Consider the following 19,603-nt stretch of genomic DNA (forward strand, 5'->3'; position numbering starts at 1 on the left):
AGGTGGTGAACTTAGAATGTGGAAAATCGCACTAAAACTTATGCGTAAAAGCGTGCGCATGCTAATCGCCTCTGGAATTGCAATTCTTATAGGCAGCATGTTTATGAGCGCTACTTTGCTTTTTGCAAACAGCGTTGATGACTTGATGGTTCGAAACGCAACAAATGAATTCGGTAGCGCAAATTATGCAATCTCATTTAGAAATCCTAACAGTTCTCCGAGTAGTGAAATTCATTATAAAGATCTTCATTTAGACGAAATATCGAAGATGCCTGGTGTTAACGGTATTCGTAGTGACGATGCTACTGCGCTTGTAAGAGTAGAAAAAGGTGATAAATCAGTTACGAGTATTGCTTGGTCTAATGGTTTGTATGGAAATCTTCCTGTGTATAAATCAACAGAAGGTAGAGATCCGCAAGAAATAGGCGAAATCACGCTTATTAAAAGTATTGCTAAATCAATACATGCAAATATTGGCGATACTATAACTTTGGTTAAAGTAGATGACACTGGCGGAGATAAAGAAAAATCGTACGATGTTCGTGTGGTTGGTCTTGTTGACGATGGAGAACATTCTCAAATACCATTTTCAAATCGCGGCACGTATCTTGGTGGCATAACGAACGATTTTTGTGCAAAACTCGAAAATATTGAGAATTTTGACAATCAAGTTGTGCAAAGCAAAGTGTACATGAGTATTGATGAATCTAAAATAAACGATTTATCTCCTAAGATTAACGCTTTGCTTCCTTCGAGATTCTCTCTTATGTCTAGGCACGAAGTTGGTGTGAGATCTGTTCGAAATGTGTCTAACGGCACTAATTTTGTGACTATGTTTTTGCTATCTTTTGGTATTCTAGCGTTGCTTATTTCTTCGCTTGTTATAGCAAACACATTCCAAGTGCTGGTTGCTCAACGCAGACGAACTCTTGCGCTTTTGCGCGTAATTGGCGCACAATCTCACCAGCTTTATGCTGCAGTTTTGCTTGAAGCTGCAATACTTGGAGTTATTTCCGCGGCTGTTGGTGTGCTTTGCGCAATCGGATTTATGGGCGCAATTAGTAACGTGAATATTAATTCTGGACCGTTATCTAAGATTCCTTTGATTGTTTCACTTCCGGCAATTGTGTGGCCAATAGCAATTGGCACGATTGTAACAGTTCTTGCGTCTATGAGTGCTGCGCGATCTGCTACAAAAGTAACGCCTATGGAAGCGCTACGACCAATGGATTTGATTAAAGATAAGCGTGCAAGCATTATTCGCGCTGTTTTTGGCGTTCTGTTTATTGTTGTAGGTATTTTAGCTACTGCTTTAAGTGCTACTTCTTTAGCGAGTATGATTGCTGGGAAGTCACCTAATGCTGGTTCTGACTCTTGGATGACTTTGCTTGGAGCAATGTTTGGTTGTGCGCTTGTTTTCATCGGAATTATTATTACAGCAACATTCTGGATGCCGTTCGCTATGAAGGCAACTGGCGCGATCATGGCACTTTGTGGGCCTGCTTCTAAAGTTGCCAACGCAAACGTGCAACGAAACCCTAGAAGAGTTGCAGCAACTGGAACGGCTTTGCTTATTGGCGTAACGCTTGTTTCAACGGTAGTAACTGGCGCAATTTGCGGTAAAGCAACTCTTAAAGGTGTTGTTGATGACCGTTACAGTGTTGACATTATTATTCAAGGCAAGAATGTTGATGAATCTCTAGCTGCCGATATTTCAAAGATTAGTGGAATAAAGCATACTGAGTTGCTTCCTGCAGTTCCTATGACTTTTAAGAACGCTAAGGGCAAAACTGAGTATGCTATGGCAGTTGGAGTTGATAATGTAAATCAACTTAAAAATGTAATGCACACTGACCTTGATGGCGTTAATATAAACAAAGATTCTATACTTTTGCCTAAGTTTAATGAAGAAGGTGGAGAACCTTTTGAGCTTAAAAAAGGAAACCTTGATCTGCAAGCTTACGTAGAAAAGTACAGTTCTGGTGAAACAGACAGTGATAATATTACGCCATTTACTGGCACGAATACAGACTCTAGTAATAACGATAAGAGCATTACTGTAAAGCAAGTTCAGTTTAAGAAGTATAGAAATGTTAATATATATTCAAGGAATACTGCTTTTGTTAGCAAATCTTACTTCAATAACTACCTTAAGCCTACAACGCATATTCTGCTCATTTCGGTAGATTCTAGCAAAGCTAATCTTGTAGATATTGTTAAAAATATTAGAAATATTACATCTAGCTATGCGGAGGTTATGGCTGCTGGAAGCGTGTTTGAGCGAGCGCAGTGGGAGAGTGCTATCGACGTAATGATGATGTTGCTTGTTGGCTTAATAGCAGTAGCTGTTGTGATTGCTTTAATAGGCGTTGCAAACACATTAAGCTTGTCTGTTATTGAGAGAACCAAAGAATCTGCAACTTTGCGCGCAATAGGCATGACAAGAGGCCAGGTTAGAAGATCTCTTGCGTTGGAAGCAACGTTGATTTCCTTAACAAGCACCGTTTCTGGCTTGATTGTTGGAACAGTGTTTGGGTGGATTGGATCCTACATGGTGTTTAGCGTAATTGGCAAAGTTCCGTTTGTAGTTGATTGGGCTATTTACGCGGTTCTTGCTCTAATCGCTTTGCTTGCAGCGCTTCTTTCTAGCGTTCTTCCGGCTCGTAGAGCAGTGAAGTCTTCGCCAGTAGTTGCGCTCGCAGAAGAATAAACTATATGTTGTTATAACATATATTAAGTTAATTATAAAAACAGAAATAATGCTGGTGTAGTTGTGCATCAGCATTATTTTTTTCTACATAACGTGCGACACGCAGAAAAAATAATGTGATGTACATCAAAAAAATAAATAAATTTTATGCATAAAATACAATTGTTTAGATATTATTAATATGGATTTATATTTTTATCGGGAAAATCGAAAAAATTAAGTATTAAATATTTGTTATAACAAGTTAATCGAAAAATTTTTCGATTATTTGACGTTGGAATCTTATTTATTTCTCTGTTATGCTCTTTGGTTGACTGCTGACATAAGCATAAATTAAATATGAGGCCGCTACGAGCAAGGAGTAGAAGAATATGGTAACGGTCAATAAAAAATCTGCCGCAGTGATTGCAGGAATCGTGTTGTTATTAATGCAAAGCCCAATGCCAGCGTGGGCACAAGAAGCTGTAAGTGGATCAGAACCAAATAATGTTGTCGATGCTTCTGATAACAAATTCGGTAAATTAGAAGATTTAGATTTGGGTGCTAAAGATCCAGAGACACAAGATGAATTACTTTCTAGTCGTAAAAGTGCAAAAAATAATTTAAAGATTTATGAAAACAAGTTAAAAGAATTAGAAATAAAAGTTAAGACTTTAAATGAACTTGTAAAAAAAGAATTGGAAGATAGTAATAATAAAACTGATAAAATTGAAGAATTAGAACGCAGAATGGAATCTGCTTCTGAATCTGATTTTGATCGTCTTAATGGAGAGAAAATCAAGCTAGATGAAGATAGAAAAAATATAGAAAACAATCTTAGAGACAATACTAAAAAGTTGAATTCTGCTGAAGAGGATTTGAGAAAATATAATATATATTCACAAAATGCAAGGCAACAAGTAGCAGAATATGAACGAAAACTTAAGGATAATTTTGGTGTAGATATCAATGATCTTAATAAGGAAGAAAATAAGGTTCAAGAAGAAACAATGAAGCCGGATTCTCCTACACCAGCTCCACGTACAGAGTCAGATACTACAGTTGATACGTCAAATGACTCTACTAAGTCGAAGAAAGAAGTTGAGAAGTCCATTCCAGAAGTAAAATCTCCAGATACTAAAGTTATTGAAGAAAAAGCTGCACAAGAAAAAGATTCTGTGCAGACTCAGCCGAAGGATTCTAAAGTTGATTCGCGGTCTTCAGATAATAAATTTGCATCTTCTGAATATAGATCTTCGCAAGTAGAATCATTAGAATCTAAGAAATCTAAAGCGAAGAGTGTTGAAGTTGAATCGACTACTTCTTCATCTGTAGCAGCACGCCCAGCAGAATCCTCTGTAACACCATTTGCTCCAGTTTCTGAATCAAAGGTTATCCCACAGAATGCTACATCCAAGGAAATTCCTGCGGCTTCTGTTGGAAACTCACAAAATGCATCTGCTGTTTCTCCTGCGTCAGATGTTTCTGCTGCTTCCGCAAATGTGAGCACTACTGCATCAGTTGCAGCGCAGACAGCATCGCCAGTATCTCATCCAGCAGAATCCGAAGCAAATAACGCTTCTAGTAGCGAAAAAAGCGATTCTCAAAATACTGAAGAAGATAAAAAAGATGAAAATACGGAAAATGAAGAGGTAAAAGAAGATTCCAAAGCTGTTGAAGAAGCCGATAAGTTATCTGAAGCTAAAAGCGATAACGCAAAAGCACCATCGAACAACAATAATCTTGTAGTTGCTGGCGCTGTTGTAGGAACAATGGCAATAGGTGGTTCTGCAGCTGCAGGTATTTATATGAGTCGCGGTGGCAAAATTCGCTTTTCTAAATAAAACTTAGGATTGCTGATAATCAAATACAGATAGCTAAAATAGCTTAATGCGAATATAAATAGCACAAATAATATAAAAAAATTAAAATGCGGTTGCAATTCGATCGTTCAATGAAGAATAGATTAATTTTGCAGCCGCATTATTTTATAGAAAAGATTTATTGTTTATAAGAACAGCCGCATTATTTTTTATTTTTATAAGAATAATTAAACAAGACCATTTTCGTAAGCGAACACAACAGCTTGAACTCTGTCTCTTGCGTCGATTTTTCCCAAAATATGAGCAACATGCGTTTTAACTGTTGGCAAGCTAATAAACAGTTTATCAGCAATCTCTTGGTTAGACAGTCCGTGAGCAATTTCAATGAGTACTTCGCGCTCGCGATCTGTTAAATCATTTAAGTAAGAATTGTAAGCGTTTGCGTTTTGTTTGCTTCTAGACGCATTTTCTGTATTTTCTTCTTCCGATGCAATACTTTCGTTGCTCGGCTTAGAAATCATCGACTCAATTAAGCGCTTTGTAGCAGTTGGAGCAATAATTGCGTTTCCTTGATACACAGTTCGTATTGAATTAAGCAATGTTTCTGGCTCTGTATCTTTAAGCAAGAATCCAGATGCGCCCGTATGAATTGCAGCCATAACGTATTCGTCTAAATCAAAAGTTGTTAAAATAATAATGTGCGTGTTGCTATTAGCATCTTCTTGCAAAATTTTGCGAGTTGCTTCCAAGCCGTCCATGTTAGGCATGCGCACGTCCATCAAAATAACGTCTGGATTTTCCTTTGACGCAACTTCTACAATTTCATTGCCATTTGAAGCTTGCGCAACAACTTGCATGTCTTTTTGCGAGTTGATTACCATAGCAAATCCTGCGCGCACAAGCTCCTGATCGTCTGCTATTGCTACGCGAATTACTTCATTGTTTTCCATATGTTCCATAGTATCAACTTACTGTTGCTTATTTAATGTGTTGTGTTTAATGCGTTGTGTTGAATTTGCTCATCAAGTGGTGCAGCAGGGCGAACCGCAATCTCAGAAACATTTGCACTATTATTTGCTGAATTAACGCTTGATCCTGTTTCTCGCAAAATTCCAAGCAATTTTCGCATATATTTTAGTGCTGAACGACCTTCGTCACTAATATTTTTGAAAGCTTTACTAATTGCTTCACTTTGTTCTTGTAGTTGCTCAGGTTCTTTTGACTTTTGATTTTCTGCATTACTATTTGTTTTTTCGTATTTATTAAGCATATCAATTCCGCTATTTGCGGCATCAATTACTTTATGCAATGTAACTGCAACTTTTTGCTGAATATTTGCGCTAATACGCTGCCTTTCGGCATTTGCTGCAAGTACTTCTAGCTGTTTTTGTTCTTGTTCTAATTCTGTTCTGCGCGCTTTTAGAATCAGCAAATTATTGTCATCGTTTCTGCGGTAATAAGCAAATGCAATAGCAGCAAAACAAATTAATGCAACTATAAAACCAAAAATTAATCCTACGGACGCCATTTGCATAATGTCATAAAAATTAGTTGTGTACGCATTAGATGCAAAAAATCGTATTGGAGTTTCATTTTGTGGAATATTTTTTGATGCAACACCAATTTTTACAGCAAAAATAGCAGATTCGGCGAGCACTACTGCGCTAACCCATTGCCATGCGTGCTTTTTGCCATAGAGCACAGCCGCATAAACAATGGTTGGTATAAAGAAATTAGCAAATAAAATATTAGGCAAGCATATAAGTTGTATTGCAGAAAATGCTGCTGCAACAATTGCGCACGTAGTCGGAGCTTTTCTACGAAACATAAATGGAATCATAGTAGTAAGCGTAAGTATTCTATAAAGTATTTGTAATGAAAGCGAGCTTGAATATTGTGAAGTCATTCCAGTTCCAACAGTAAAATCGTAAGTTGGTATAAAAAGCATTAGAACAGTCCAAGGTGATGCATAAATAACATCGCCAATAAGCCAATGTTGTTCAAACCATTGTGATACTTTCTCAATCCTATTTTGTGAATTATTTGTCGCTGGCAAAACTTTTGATGAGGTTTTATCGCTTGTATTTTCTGGTTTTTCTTGCGTTGATAATGGATTATTAACTTTTACGTTTTTATAACTAACATTAGGAATACTATTTAGTGCAGAAGCAGTAGTGTTTGATTGGTCTGTGCTGTAAGAATATGGAATAAAAGCAACAATACTAAATGTTCCATCATTGAGTTTTCCATAATCAAGCGTTCCGTGAAGATTTTCAATGCGCTCTTTCATGCCAATCAAACCATAACCATTTTTATGTGGCACACCACTATTTTGCTCTTGATTAGCTTCAAGCTTGTGTACTTCGTTTGTGATTTTTAGTGTTAATCCTTGTTCGTTCCACTGTTCGTGAATGTTTATTTTAATGCCATTTCCTGCGTGCTTCCGAATATTAGTAAGAGATTCTTGAATAATGCGGTATGCAACGGTTTGTGCGTCCGTGTTAAGTCTATTTTGAGAATTTATGCCATCAACAGTGTGCCAAAAAATGTTATTAGGAGATGCAATTTTTGCTTGCTCAATAAGCGAAGGTATGTGATTAAAATCCAATTGAGCGGATGGAGCGTCTGTTAAAGCCTCTAGCAGTCGACGCATGTCGTGAACGGCGCGCTCTGCTTCGTTTTTAATAATATGCATTGTTTTTTTAGCAAGCGAAATATCTTTGGTTGCTGCATAACGACCACCATCTGCTTGAACAATAATAATAGAAAGCGTGTGAGCAACAATATCGTGCATATCTCTTGCGATTCTAGCGCGCTCTGCAGTAACAGCAATATTTTGAGCTTTCTTTCGGTACGCGCGAATAGCATTATTGTTCTCTTGTAAAAGTTGAATAGTATGCACGTGAGTGCGCTGCCAGTAGCCAATAATAACCGTAATTGTAGTAATAATAATCGCAAAAATTATGGAAGGAATTGCAAAATCAAGTACATTTGAAAAGCAGTTTCTTATGTTGCTGCTATTTATATTTTGTACACTACAAGAATAACTAGCTTTTAAATGATTGATGCCATATATTGGCCCCATTACAATATTCCACGATATTGCTGCGCAAGATAATACTGTTGTTACGTAAGCTGCAATAACAAAAGCTTTTGAATGTTCTGGATTTCCGCGAGCAATAGCATTAACAAGCAGCACAAAACCAAAGAAATCAGCAAAAAGTTGAGTAGGGCCAAATATTACTTGCAAAATGCATGCAACAATAAAAATAACAGCTGTGTGTTCGGGCCATATTCTTCGTACTGAAAGTAATGATGCAACAACAATATTTATAAGATAGGTTGTAATTAGTGAACTTTGCGTCAAGAATCCGTCAACATTGTTTATAGGATACCGATTGCTTGAAAGTGTAAAAAGAATAAGTGGAATAATGCCCCACAATATATCGTTTAGCGTAAGCTCAGTGCGTAAGCGTTGTATAGCTCTGTTAAACGTGTGAGATATTTTCATAATTACTAGGCTAGTACACAGCACTTTATAGAACAATCGAACTTTAGTATTATTTATATAAGAGTGTGTATTTTTGTATGTGATTTGTTATTGCAACGTTGCATGCGAGTGCAGAAAGGAATGTTTACAATGGCACTGCTAGCAAAGTATTACGTACCAGGATTGTATGTAGAAGAGCGCGCAATCGATGTTCCTTTAGACTGGGAGCAAAACACTCCAGGCGATTCTATTAAAGGGGAGACGATTCGCCTATTTTGCAGAGTTATTTGTGCTCCAGAACATGTGCATGACGATTTGCCTTTGCTAGTGTTTTTGCAAGGAGGCCCAGGGGGTCAGTGCCCTCGTCCGCTTTCGCCGTCTAGCGATGGTTGGATTCAAGAGGCAATTAAGCATTTTCGTGTTGTTCTTCCAGACCAGCGTGGCGTTGGGCGCTCTTCTAGAGTAGATGCTTCTACGATTAAGCGCATGGCAGACGACGGCGTGAGTGTAGAGAGGCAAGCATGGTATTTAAAGCGATTCTTAGCTGATTCTATTATTCGCGATTTTGAGCATTTGCGCTTAACTGAGTTTAATGCAAAGCCGTGGGTTTCTTTGGGTCAAAGTTATGGTGGATTCTTAACGCTTACGTATTTGTCTCTTTTCCCACAGGGCTTACTTGCAAGCTTTACAACGGGCGGTATTCCTCACATTCCAGCTAATGCTCTAGAAGTTTACGAGCACACGTTCCCGCGTATGGCTAGAAAAACTGAGCAATTCTACGAGCGTTATCCGCAGGATGTTGCGCGCGCTGCAGCTATTGCAGATAGGATTTCTCAAGGAGATGTTTTCTTGCCTAATGGCGAAAAGCTTACGGTTGAGCGCTTTCAGACTCTTGGTTCATCTTTTGGCATGAAGCCAAGTTTTGAAAGAGTTCATTGGCTTATTGACTCTGCATTTTCGGATGGAGATGGCTCTCTTAAGGCGTTTAAACATGGTGGTGGAACAGCAGATGGCTATTTAAGCGATGAGTTTCTTTATGGCGTTATGGATGCAACATCTTCTAGTCCGCTATATTGGCCACTACAAGAGTTCATTTATGCGGATGGCGAATTAGATCATCCAATTCGTTGGGCAGCTCAGCAAGTTCGAGAAACAATGCCAGAGTTTGCTGGCAGTGCGCGTCCGCTTTTGTTTACTGGCGAAGCTGTGTTTCCGTGGATGTTTGATCAGCAAAAAGCTTTGCAACCGTTCTTGCCAGCTGTTGATTGCATGATGAACGATATGCAATTTGGCAAGATTTACGACTTAGATCAACTCGCAAATAATGAAGTTCCTTTGCAAGCAGCGGTTTATTTCGATGACTTGTATGTTGATTCTGGTCTTCAGCTAGACACTTTGTCTCATATTTCTAACTCTCATTATTGGACTACTAACGAGTTTGAGCACGATGGTGTTCATGGCGACTTTGTGTTCCGTCATTTGCTAGAAGAGGCAAAGAATCGTGGAGATTTAGAGACTATATATAAGTGATATAAGTCGTAATATAAGTGATATAAGTCGTATAAGCAACTTTTGATTAAAGTACCTAACAAATGATTAGATATACAAGTTGTATGTACAAATGATTAGATGCTTAATAAAAAGTTAGTGTTTAGTTTATTGTTTACTTATTAGGGAGATTTGTTAATGAGTTCTAACTCAATTGGAACCGTTGGATTTATTGGCTTTGGAAACATGGCTCAAGCGATTGCGCAAGGCTTGATTCGCGCTAATGTTTTGCAAGGAAAAGATATGGTTGCATGCGCAGCCCACTTTGAAAAACTTGTTAATACTACGAGCAAATTTGGAGTAAAAGCGTTAAAAAGCGCGTGTGAAGTTTGTGATGCTAGTGATATTTTAATTCTGGCTGTAAAACCAAATCAGATTGAAGAAGTTCTGCAGCCTATTGCAAAAACTATTGTGGATAGAAAAATAGCAATTATATCCGTTGCAGCGGGCTGGACTATTAAGCATTACCAGAATCTACTTGGAAAAAATGTTCACGTGCAATGCATTATTCCAAACACGCCAATCGCAGTTTGCCAAGGAGTCACTTTAGCAGAAAATGAAAATACGCTAACAGATAGTCAACTAGAAGCTTTTAGCGCGATTTTTGAGCCTATATCTTTAGTTGAACGAGTAGATAGCGAGCACATGAATATTGCAATGTGTGTTTCTAGCTGCGCTCCAGCTTTTACAGCTATGTACATGGAAGCTTTAGCGGATGCTGGCGTAAAGTACGGTCTAAAGCGAGATTGCGCATATCGTTTGGCTGCAAAGATGATTGAGGGAGTCGGTGCTCTGTATATGGATACTCGCATTCATCCAGGCGTTATGAAAGACGCTGTATGTTCTCCTGGCGGCACTACAATTCGAGGTGTTTCAAAGCTAGAATCGTGTGGTTTTAGGGGAGATGTTATTAGCGCGGTTGATGCAATTCAACAAAAATAAAACAATACGAGTATAGTAGAGTCGTCAATTCCTCTAGCTGGTCTAAAGTAGGTAATTATGTCTTTAACAATTGGAATCGTAGGTTTACCTAACGTTGGTAAATCGACTATGTTTAATGCTCTAACAAGAAATAACGTTTTAGCAGAAAATTATCCGTTTGCAACAATCGAACCAAATACTGGTATTGTGCCTTTGCCAGACAAACGTTTGCCTGTTTTAGCGAAGCTTGTTAAAACCGAGAAAATAGTTCCAGCAACCGTTACATTTGTTGATATTGCAGGAATCGTTAAGGGTGCAAGCGAAGGCGAAGGCTTGGGCAACAAGTTTCTTGCTAATATTCGTGAAGCAGATGCCATTTGCGAAGTTGTTCGTGCATTTAACGATGATGACATTGTGCATGTTAATGGCAAGGTAGATCCAGCAGACGATATTGACACAATCAACACGGAGCTTATTCTTGCTGATTTGCAAACAATCGAGAATGCTTTGCCAAAGTTAGAAAAAGATTTACGTGGTAAAAAAGTTACTCAAGAATACGTGAATGCTGTAAATAAAGCTAAGGAAATTCTTGAATCTGGCAAGACAATTGATCAGGCTCATAATGAGAAGTTGATTAATAAAGACGACGTTTACGATTTGCACTTGCTTACTGCTAAGCCTTTTATTTACGTGTTTAACGTTGACGATTCGGAGCTTTCGGATGACTCTTTAAAGTCTAAGCTAGCTGCATCTGTAGCTCCTGCAAAGGCGATTTTCCTTAACGCACAATTTGAGTCGGAGCTTACTGAGCTTGATGAAGAAGATGCTCGAGAAATGTTAGCTGATGCGGGCTTGCAAGAATCTGGATTAGATCAGCTTGCTCGAGTCGGATTTGATATTCTAGGGCTTCAAACCTATTTGACGGCTGGCGTTAAAGAAGTTCATGCATGGCAAATTCATAAGGGTTGGGCAGCTCCGCAAGCTGCAGGCGTTATCCATACTGATTTTGAGCGTGGATTTATTAAAGCAGAAGTTGTTTCATACGATGATTTTGTTGAAGCTCAAGGCTCAATGGCTAAAATTAAGGAAGAAGGAAAGCTTCGTCTTGAAGGCCGCGATTATGTTATGCAAGACGGAGATATTGTTGAATTTAAGTTTAATGTGTGATTAGTTAAACAATTTGTCTAAACAATAATCATATTAATGTGTAACGGCGCTGCTTAGGTACTGTAGTATAGTATCAAAGTAGCGCCTTTTTATTTTGTTTATTTATGGAGATTTTATGAATATATTTTATTCTTTAAGAAGCGTTCTAAGGTCACTTATTGCGCGATTAGTGAAATATATTATTAGCTTAAAATCTCCAGAAAACCGCAAAATTTTCTATAAGCGCGTTTCTACTATTCTAGTTATTTTAATCTTTTTCAGCTTTGTTGGTTTTCAAGTATCTCATGTTATTGAAGAAGTAAATAGTCGAATCTCTAATAACACAAAATCTTATTATTCAAAACGCAAAAACAATAAGAGTAATAAAAACAATAAAAAATCTAAAACAAAGATAGATTATTCAAATAAGTCTTTAGATAATCCATTAATTAAATCTTCTGATTTATGGAAAATTCCTACAGGAGGTCAGTATCCGAATCTTTCTGGGGTTGATGCAAATCATTTACACGTAAAAGTAAATCTTAAAAAACAACGTGTTTATATTTATGCGAATAATAATCTTGTTTATACGATGATTGTTAGTGCTGGAATGGATGAATCAACTCCTAAAGGTGATTATAAAATTGGTGCGCGAGGTGACCATTTTTATAATGATAGAGAAAAGATGGGTGGCGACTACTGGGTTGGCTTTATAGGTTCCGAATATTTATTCCACTCTGTGCCAACCAGGTTTAATTTTGGTGATTATATTGTTCCAGAGGCTCAAAAGCTGGGTGTTCCTGCATCTCATGGATGTGTTCGATTAAGTGTGCCTGACTCTAAGTGGTTCTATTCGTATATTCCAGATGGAACTTCTGTACACATTGAATAACTGAAATATTTATTGATTATATATGCAAAGAGGATTCCCTTAAAGGGAATCCTCTTGTTTCTTTTATGATGTCTGTTCTATTAGAAGAACAAAATACTTGCACCACAAGCTAACACAACTAGCACTATAGAAGCCAAGAAGCTTGCCAAGAACGCTGCTTTTCCTTGCTTAAATATAACTCTAAAGTTTACGTTGATTCCAAGAGCAGCCATAGCCATTCCAAGGAAGACGTATCCTGCGTCAACAAGGAGGGATGCGTAAGACGAAACAAAAGGCACATACGTACCAATAACGGATGCTGCAATAAATCCAAGCATAAACCATGGGAAGTTGATTTTGCGCTTTCCGTTATCTTCTACTTGGCTGTGACGAGCATTCCACCAAATTGCAATAAAGATTGATGTAGGAACAAGCATAAGAACTCGTGTAAGCTTCATGATTGTTGCAACGTCAATACTCCCAAAAGCTCCGCCTGCTGCAACAGCGTGTGCAATTTCGTGAAGGGACGCTCCAGCAGCAATTCCAAGCTGCTGCTTAGTCATTCCAAAATGAGGAAGAATAAAGATTTCTGCCAAAGCATAAATTGTGCCCATTATTGCAACTGTTGCAACAGCCATAACTTCGTTTTGTTCTTTTTCATCCTCTTCTTGTGGAGGTACAGGCATGGAGCCAGAAAGACCCATAACAGCTGCCGCTCCGCAAATACTTGTTCCACCTGCTGTTAGCATTGCAAGCTGAGGACTTACTTTAAGAAGTTTTGCAATGTTATAAGTAACGCAAACCATAACAGCAACGAGTACAGCTGCGATTGGTAGGCACTTTAAACCTTGAGTAAATAGAACGTGCAAATTTAGCTTAAAGCCTAGCAAAATAATACCTAGTCGAAGTAGTTTATTTGCAATTAGACCAGCAGAAGATTTAACTCCAGCTCTTCTAGAATCATTATTCAACTTGTATACGTGCAAAGGCAGCTGCAGGGCCATGCCAATAAGCAACGCAATGATAAGTGCTCCCAAAAGGCTTAAGCCTGGGAACTGCTTGAGCCAGCTACCAATTAAGGAAGCTAGAAGAGTCAACACTGCTATAAGAGCCATGTTGATGGTGCAGATTTTCTTTTTCCATGTATCAAAGAAATTAACCATTTAGCTAAGTATTCTCTCATAATCGGACAAAAATGAACAAAAATTCAAAAAAATTTAAACATTTATTTGCATTTCGGCTTGATTACAAGCAACACGCTAAAAATAAAAATCACATAATAAAACATATTCGATAAAAATCTATCGTAGTTTTGTATTAGTTCCATTCGGATTGTGATTAATTAAATCTTGTTGAAAAAAATCATAATTGTGTAATCATTATATGTAGTTAAAGAGGTAATGAGGTAATTATGTGCAATATTAATATTCAAATTAAACGCATTTATGAATCATCTGATGAACATGATGGCTTGCGAGTATTAGTAGATAGATTGTGGCCTAGAGGGATAAGTAAAGAAAAGGCAAATCTTGATTTGTGGTGTAAAGATATTGCTCCATCAAGTGATTTGCGAAAATGGTTTGGGCATAAGTCTGAGCGTTTCGAAGAATTTGCTAATCGTTATATTGAAGAGTTGGACGAGAATCAAGATTGTGTAAACCAAATCGTAGATATATGTAGAAAAAATAAAAAAGTAACGTTTTTATATGGCGCGAAAGATCTGCGTATAAATCATGCAATTGTGTTAAAAGATTACATTCAAAATGTTTTGCAAAATTAAGATTGTAATAAGCAGATTTAATACGTAAGCAAAAGTTTATAAGTATAAACTTTTATTAGTATTAATTAGTTGTGTTTTATCTGTTTTCGACACACCGATTTTCCTTGATATTTCAATGAAAATCACATGTAAATTTGTTATTTTTAAAATTGCCTCGACACTTTATGATTAGTACATTAGAATGACCATTTGGCTAAGGGGCGGCGGTTGATGGCGACCTCTGCGGAAGCTGCCAAACCTGCGCTCGAGTAGTGCTTGTTTTTTTTTTTTTAAGCTGGCGCTTGTTTTTTGTAGTTGTTCGACTACAAACATATATACGAACTCGTTTTACACAAGGAGAAAACGATGAAATCGTTGTTTACATGGCAGCTTCATGGTGACGGAAAAACTTTGAAGCCAGGAGAAGTAGTAGAGCCAGATGAGCGTCTAACTTGGACTCGTACTGCTGGTATTGGCGCTCAGCATGTTATTGCTATGTTTGGCGCAACATTCTTAGTGCCAATTCTTACAGGCTTTGATCCGTCTACTACTTTAATGTTCACGGCTCTTTCCACAGCACTGTTCTTGTTGATTAACGCAAATAAGCTTCCTAGTTATTTAGGAAGCTCTTTTGGTCTTATAGCACCTGTTATGGCTGTAACTGCTGCGCATAAAGGTATTGCTGTAGCAAGCTTTGGCATTATGTGCACGGGTATTCTTCTTGCTTTAATCGGTGTGCTTGTGCATTTTGCAGGAGCAAAGTGGATCGACATTATTATGCCTCCTGTTGTTAACGGTGCAATCGTTGCAATCATTGGCTTTAACTTGGGTCCAGCTGTTTGGGGTAACTTCCAAAAGGCGCCAGATACTGCTTTAGTAACTTTGGTTGCAGTTATGCTTATTGCAGTAATTTTCCGCGGTCTTCTTGGACGTTTAAACATTTTGCTTGGTGTTCTTGTTGGCTACGCTTACGCATGCTTCCAGGGTCAAGTTGACTTTAGTAAGATTGAGCAAGCTTCTTGGATTGGATTCCCTAAGTTCCACACTCCGCAAGTTGACTTCTCTGTTTTGCTTATGTTCTTGCCAGTTGTGCTCGTTCTTATTGCAGAAAACGTTGGTCACGTTAAGTCTGTAGCTCAGATGACTGGCCGCGACTACGATTCCAAGATTGGTACCGCTTTGTTTGCAGACGGCTTAGGTACTGCAATTGCTGGGTGCTTTGGCGGCTGCGGTACTACAACATATGGCGAAAATATTGGCGTTATGGCTGCAACAAAAGTGTATTCTACTGCCGCTTATTGGTGCGCTGCATTCTTCGCATTCGTATTAAGCCTCTGCCCAAAGTTTGGTGCAATCGTAAACTCCATTCCAGCAGGCGTTTTGGGCGGCGTAACCACTTTGCTTTACGGCATGATTGGCATGATCGGCGTGCGCATTTGGGTAGAAAACAAAGTGAACTTCGATAAGCCAGTTAACATTATGATTGCTGCAATCGTTATGATTATTGGCATTGCCAACTTCCAATTTGCTATTTCTGGAATTCAGTTCAACGGTATTGCAATCGGCACTGTTGTTGTGTTGGTTGTGTACCACATTATGAAAGCAATTGGAAAGCTTACTGGAACAATCGCTAAAGACGATCCAGATGTTGCTTAGCATAAATGCTTCAATATGATTTAATTTAATCAAATTAGGCGCGTTCGCTACTTTGTGAGCGCGCTTTTTTGTAATTATTTTTGATTACACAACAAGTAGATTGGGAATAATTAATATAGTATTATTAACTTTATGTCGAAAGTCATCATAGAAATAATCATTGGCGTTGCACGGGCTGCTTTTGGCGCGTATATGGCTAAAAAACCTGAAAACACTAAGGTGTATAAGCGTTCTGATTATTCAAGCGATGGAAAGAAAAAGAGCAATCAAAATAATGATTTTGCCGATACTTCTGCAGATGATTCTATTGACCAAGATGTAGTTGTAGAAAGCATTGATGAAGATAATAGCAGTGTCAATGTTGTTGATAAAGATGCTTCTAAAGATGAGTCTAATAGTGAAAACAAAGATAAGACTTCTTCAAAGTTTGCAAAAAAAATAAAAGATTTGGCAGACTATTATAGTGACGATGATGACCTTGGTGACCTCTTTAGCGATATATTAGAAGCTAAGAAAAAACTAGAAAACGAAGGTGACTCGCCCAAAAATAGCGATACTAGCGATGCTAGCGAAGATAGTAAAGATAGTAAAAGCAATAAAAGCGATAATAAAAGCTCAAACAGTAAGGAGAATAATCGCTATATGAGAATAGATTTTGATGTAAATAAGTTTGTTGGAAAATCAAGAAAATGGCGTTGGATTATTGTTGCAATAGTAGTAGCAATAGCTTTTATATGCTCAATTATTTTTGGTTTTTCTACTTTTATTACAGATTGCATGTGGTATGCGCAACTTGGATTCGAGAGCGTAATCTGGATTCAACTAGCTGCTAAAATCGGCGTTTGGGCTTTGTACGCTCTGCTTATGGCTGCGTTTGGGTATTTGTCTGCATATATTGCGATTAAAAAACGCCCTGGAAGCGAAGATGGCGTATATGTTAAAGAAAAAGGCAATATTTTAGACACTAAAAAGGGAATAAGTTCTAAGCTTGCAATGCATGTTGCAGGAGTTGTGTCTTTGATTGTAGGCGCTGTGTTTGGAATGCAATTCTACAATCATTGGGTGCAAATTTTGCTTATGTTTAACTACCAATCATTTGGTATTAAAGATCCGCAATTTGGATTTGATAACGGTTTTTACGTGTTTGTTTTGCCAGGATTGCGTCTTTTTACTAGAGCGTTTATTGTTCTTCTTGCTGTTTCTTTGCTATTTAGCGTTATAACAAACGCTTTAATGGGAGCTGTAAGGATTACGCTGCCTGTAGGAGGCAAGGGCATTTTTAACATAACTAAAAGTGCAAGGCGCCAAATTTCTGCATGGTTTATGCTCGTTATTATTTTCTGGTCCGTTTTGCAAATATTAGATGTATTTGCGATTGTAAATTTGGATGGTTCTAAGATTACTGGCGGATCTTACACAGATATGAATGCTGGCGTTCCTTCCAGCATTGCAATGGCTGTAATAACACTAATTGTTGGAATTGTTATAACAGCGTGGTTGCTAAAGTCTCATGCTCTTAATGGAAATGTAAAAATCGGTACGCGTTTTGCTGTAGCTGTTAAAGCTTGGCGCACGCCTGCTATAGCTGTTGCGTCTTTAGTCGTATGCGCTATGGTTTTGTCTTTTGCTTGGCCTGCTCTTTTGCAACGTTTTAAGGTAGCACCGAATGCTCAAGAATTAGAAGCCACTTATATTCAGCGAAATATTGATGCAACTAAGTTTGCGTATGGCTTAAATAATGTTAAAAAAGAATCGTATAACGCTACTTCGGAAGGAAAGTCGGGAGCGCTTGCAAAAGAAGCGGAGTCTACTGCACAAATCAGGCTTTTAGACCCTCAAGTTACTTCTCCAACATTCCGCCAATTGCAGCAATCTAAGCAATACTATACTTTTGCAGATACTCTTTCTGTAGATAAGTATGACATTGATGGCGTGAGTCAAGACACGGTTATTGCTGCAAGAGAGCTTGATTTAGCTGGAAACGATAATCGAAATTGGGTTAATGACCATACTGTTTACACGCACGGATATGGCGTGGTTGCAGCATACGGAAATAAGGTTACTGCAGATGGTCAGCCGCAATTTATGGAGTATGGAATTCCAACTCAAGGAAAGCTTACAAAGTTGAAGAAGTATGAGCCGCGTATTTACTTCTCGCCAAATGCTCCAAAGTATTCTATTGTTGGTTCTCCAAAAGGCACTGCTTCTTGGGAATTTGATTATCCAACTGGTTCAAATGGTGCTTTAACAACGTTTAAGGGAAATGGTGGACCAAGAGTAGGAAACTTCTTCTCTAGGTTGTTGCACGCTATTCGTTTTGAGTCAGATCAGATTCTGTTCTCTGATAGAGTTACTTCTGATTCGCAGATTTTGTATGATCGTGATCCTAAGACTCGCGTTTCTAAAGTTGCTCCATACTTGACTTTAGATGGACGCGTTTATCCAGCGGTTGTTGACGGACGAGTTAAGTGGATTGTTGACGGATACACAACGTCCGATTCTTACCCATATTCGCAAATGACTGATTTTGGTCAGGTGACTCAGGATTCTACAACCACAACATCTCGTTCTATTAAAGGCTTAACGAATCAGCGAGCAAACTATATTCGCAATTCAGTTAAAGCTACTGTTGATGCTTACGACGGTTCGGTTGATTTGTATGTTTGGGATAAAAAGGACCCTGTGATTAAGGCTTGGAGATCAATATTCCCAGGTCATTATCACGATATTTCTAAGATTTCTGGCGATTTGATGAGTCATATTCGATATCCAGAAAGCTTGTTTAAAGTGCAAAGGCATTTGCTTGCAAAGTATCATGTTGACAGCGCAAGTCAGTTCTTCTCGGGAGAAGACTTCTGGCAGACTCCAGTAGATCCTACAGAATCTCAAAGTCTTCAGCGAGAAGATATTTTGCAACCTCCATACTATTTGACTTTGCAAACTAGAGGAGCAAACAAACCAGTATTTTCGCTTGTTTCCACATATATTCCTGCTGGAAAAATCACTCGAGAAATCCTAACTGGATTCTTGTCTGTAGATTCCGATGCTGGAAATGTTGCTGGAAAAGTAAGCGAAAATTATGGCAAACTAAGACTTCAAGAGTTACCTAAAGTTTCAAATGTTCCAGGACCTGGTCAAGCTCAAAACAACTTTAATGCTAATGCAAATGTTTCTAAAGAGTTGAATTTGCTTGAATCTGGCTCAACCAAAGTTAAGCGTGGAAACTTGCTTACATTGCCTCTTGGTGGAGGATTGGTTTACGTAGAGCCTGTTTACGTACAATCTAGCGGTTCTACGAGCTATCCATTGCTTAAGAAAGTATTGGTTGCTTTTGGAGATCAAGTTGGATTTGCTGACACTTTGGATGAAGCGTTAAACCAAGTGTTTGGAGGAAACTCCGGCGCAAACGCTGGCGATGCTTCCAATAATTCTGGCTCAAATGAAAATGTCTCCAATAAAAATAATGCAAATAATTCCAATAAGAGCGATGCTAAAAGTAGTGCAAATGCACCTGCAAAATCTAATTCTATTAGTGAAAAAGCTAGGATTGCACTTAAACGAGCAGCTCAAGCATTGAAGGATTCTGATTCTGCAATGAGATCAGGGAATTGGCAAGCATATGGAAAGGCTCAAAAAGAGCTTAGCGATGCTATTAATGATGCAATGAGTGAAGAAGCTGTTAAGTAGAATTAGAAGACAG

General features: G+C 38.2%; 12 protein-coding genes. 9 read left to right on the forward strand and 3 right to left on the reverse strand.

The window, feature by feature from the left end; translation table 11 throughout:
* Nucleotides 1–16: 16 nt before the first annotated feature.
* Together HXT19_RS02710 and HXT19_RS02715 are read left to right on the forward strand one after the other, a co-directional pair.
* A complete protein-coding gene (locus HXT19_RS02710; protein WP_101890188.1) occupies nucleotides 17–2,710 on the forward strand; it encodes an ABC transporter permease in 2,694 nt (897 codons plus the stop codon).
* Nucleotides 2,711–3,081: 371 nt separating this feature from the next.
* A complete protein-coding gene (locus tag HXT19_RS02715) occupies nucleotides 3,082–4,533 on the forward strand; it encodes a conjugal transfer protein (RefSeq protein ID WP_285064634.1) in 1,452 nt (483 codons plus the stop codon).
* A gap of 206 nt (nucleotides 4,534–4,739) precedes the next feature.
* On the opposite strand, the gene HXT19_RS02720 is transcribed toward HXT19_RS02715, so the two are convergent.
* Together HXT19_RS02720 and HXT19_RS02725 are read right to left on the reverse strand one after the other, a co-directional pair.
* On the reverse strand, nucleotides 4,740–5,471 hold the full coding sequence (locus HXT19_RS02720) for a response regulator (protein WP_013399561.1): 732 nt from the start codon (nucleotides 5,469–5,471) through the stop codon (nucleotides 4,740–4,742).
* 23 nt (nucleotides 5,472–5,494) lie between these two features.
* Nucleotides 5,495–8,023 carry a sensor histidine kinase gene (locus tag HXT19_RS02725; RefSeq protein ID WP_020760264.1) on the reverse strand — a complete coding sequence of 843 codons (2,529 nt, stop codon included), beginning with the start codon at nucleotides 8,021–8,023 and terminating at the stop codon, nucleotides 5,495–5,497.
* A 129-nt stretch (nucleotides 8,024–8,152) separates the two neighbouring features.
* Here HXT19_RS02725 and HXT19_RS02730 point away from each other — a divergent pair, with 129 nt between their 5' ends.
* The 4 genes from HXT19_RS02730 (at nucleotide 8,153) to HXT19_RS02745 (ending at nucleotide 12,509) form a co-directional block, all read left to right on the forward strand.
* Nucleotides 8,153–9,532 carry an alpha/beta fold hydrolase gene (locus HXT19_RS02730; RefSeq protein ID WP_004111864.1) on the forward strand — a complete coding sequence of 460 codons (1,380 nt, stop codon included), beginning with the start codon at nucleotides 8,153–8,155 and terminating at the stop codon, nucleotides 9,530–9,532.
* 156 nt (nucleotides 9,533–9,688) lie between these two features.
* The gene (gene proC, locus HXT19_RS02735; RefSeq protein WP_075038630.1) at nucleotides 9,689–10,492 is read left to right on the forward strand and encodes a pyrroline-5-carboxylate reductase; all 804 of its coding nucleotides are present in this window, start codon (nucleotides 9,689–9,691) and stop codon (nucleotides 10,490–10,492) included.
* A 57-nt stretch (nucleotides 10,493–10,549) separates the two neighbouring features.
* On the forward strand, nucleotides 10,550–11,638 hold the full coding sequence (gene ychF, locus HXT19_RS02740; RefSeq protein ID WP_075038631.1) for a redox-regulated ATPase YchF: 1,089 nt from the start codon (nucleotides 10,550–10,552) through the stop codon (nucleotides 11,636–11,638).
* A gap of 115 nt (nucleotides 11,639–11,753) precedes the next feature.
* On the forward strand, nucleotides 11,754–12,509 hold the full coding sequence (locus tag HXT19_RS02745; protein WP_075038632.1) for a L,D-transpeptidase: 756 nt from the start codon (nucleotides 11,754–11,756) through the stop codon (nucleotides 12,507–12,509).
* 80 nt (nucleotides 12,510–12,589) lie between these two features.
* Here the strand turns inward: HXT19_RS02745 and HXT19_RS02750 are convergent, their stop codons facing one another.
* Nucleotides 12,590–13,651, reverse strand: coding sequence for a YeiH family protein (locus tag HXT19_RS02750; RefSeq protein ID WP_020759525.1), 1,062 nt, complete (start codon nucleotides 13,649–13,651; stop codon nucleotides 12,590–12,592).
* Between the two features lie 248 nt (nucleotides 13,652–13,899).
* Here HXT19_RS02750 and HXT19_RS02755 point away from each other — a divergent pair, with 248 nt between their 5' ends.
* The 3 genes from HXT19_RS02755 (at nucleotide 13,900) to HXT19_RS02765 (ending at nucleotide 19,590) form a co-directional block, all read left to right on the forward strand.
* Nucleotides 13,900–14,268, forward strand: a complete 369-nt coding sequence (locus HXT19_RS02755; protein WP_004115283.1) for a DUF488 domain-containing protein — start codon at nucleotides 13,900–13,902, stop codon at nucleotides 14,266–14,268.
* Nucleotides 14,269–14,613: 345 nt separating this feature from the next.
* A complete protein-coding gene (locus tag HXT19_RS02760) occupies nucleotides 14,614–15,903 on the forward strand; it encodes a uracil-xanthine permease family protein (RefSeq protein WP_004115278.1) in 1,290 nt (429 codons plus the stop codon).
* 132 nt (nucleotides 15,904–16,035) lie between these two features.
* A complete protein-coding gene (locus HXT19_RS02765; RefSeq protein ID WP_032842024.1) occupies nucleotides 16,036–19,590 on the forward strand; it encodes a UPF0182 family protein in 3,555 nt (1,184 codons plus the stop codon).
* The last annotated feature ends 13 nt before the right edge of the window (nucleotides 19,591–19,603 follow it).

The sequence above is a fragment of the Gardnerella sp. DNF00038 genome (assembly GCF_049262855.1).
In the GTDB taxonomy this organism is placed as follows: Bacteria; Actinomycetota; Actinomycetes; order Actinomycetales; family Bifidobacteriaceae; genus Bifidobacterium; species Bifidobacterium vaginale.

Coding starts and splice junctions, on each gene's coding strand:
- HXT19_RS02710 (WP_101890188.1), top strand. CDS start 17: ATGTGGAAAATCGCACTAAAACTTATGCGTAAAAGCGTGCGCATGCTA.
- HXT19_RS02715 (WP_285064634.1), top strand. CDS start 3,082: ATGGTAACGGTCAATAAAAAATCTGCCGCAGTGATTGCAGGAATCGTG.
- HXT19_RS02720 (WP_013399561.1), bottom strand. CDS start 5,471: ATGGAACATATGGAAAACAATGAAGTAATTCGCGTAGCAATAGCAGAC.
- HXT19_RS02725 (WP_020760264.1), bottom strand. CDS start 8,023: ATGAAAATATCTCACACGTTTAACAGAGCTATACAACGCTTACGCACT.
- HXT19_RS02730 (WP_004111864.1), top strand. CDS start 8,153: ATGGCACTGCTAGCAAAGTATTACGTACCAGGATTGTATGTAGAAGAG.
- proC (WP_075038630.1), top strand. CDS start 9,689: ATGAGTTCTAACTCAATTGGAACCGTTGGATTTATTGGCTTTGGAAAC.
- ychF (WP_075038631.1), top strand. CDS start 10,550: ATGTCTTTAACAATTGGAATCGTAGGTTTACCTAACGTTGGTAAATCG.
- HXT19_RS02745 (WP_075038632.1), top strand. CDS start 11,754: ATGAATATATTTTATTCTTTAAGAAGCGTTCTAAGGTCACTTATTGCG.
- HXT19_RS02750 (WP_020759525.1), bottom strand. CDS start 13,651: ATGGTTAATTTCTTTGATACATGGAAAAAGAAAATCTGCACCATCAAC.
- HXT19_RS02755 (WP_004115283.1), top strand. CDS start 13,900: ATGTGCAATATTAATATTCAAATTAAACGCATTTATGAATCATCTGAT.
- HXT19_RS02760 (WP_004115278.1), top strand. CDS start 14,614: ATGAAATCGTTGTTTACATGGCAGCTTCATGGTGACGGAAAAACTTTG.
- HXT19_RS02765 (WP_032842024.1), top strand. CDS start 16,036: ATGTCGAAAGTCATCATAGAAATAATCATTGGCGTTGCACGGGCTGCT.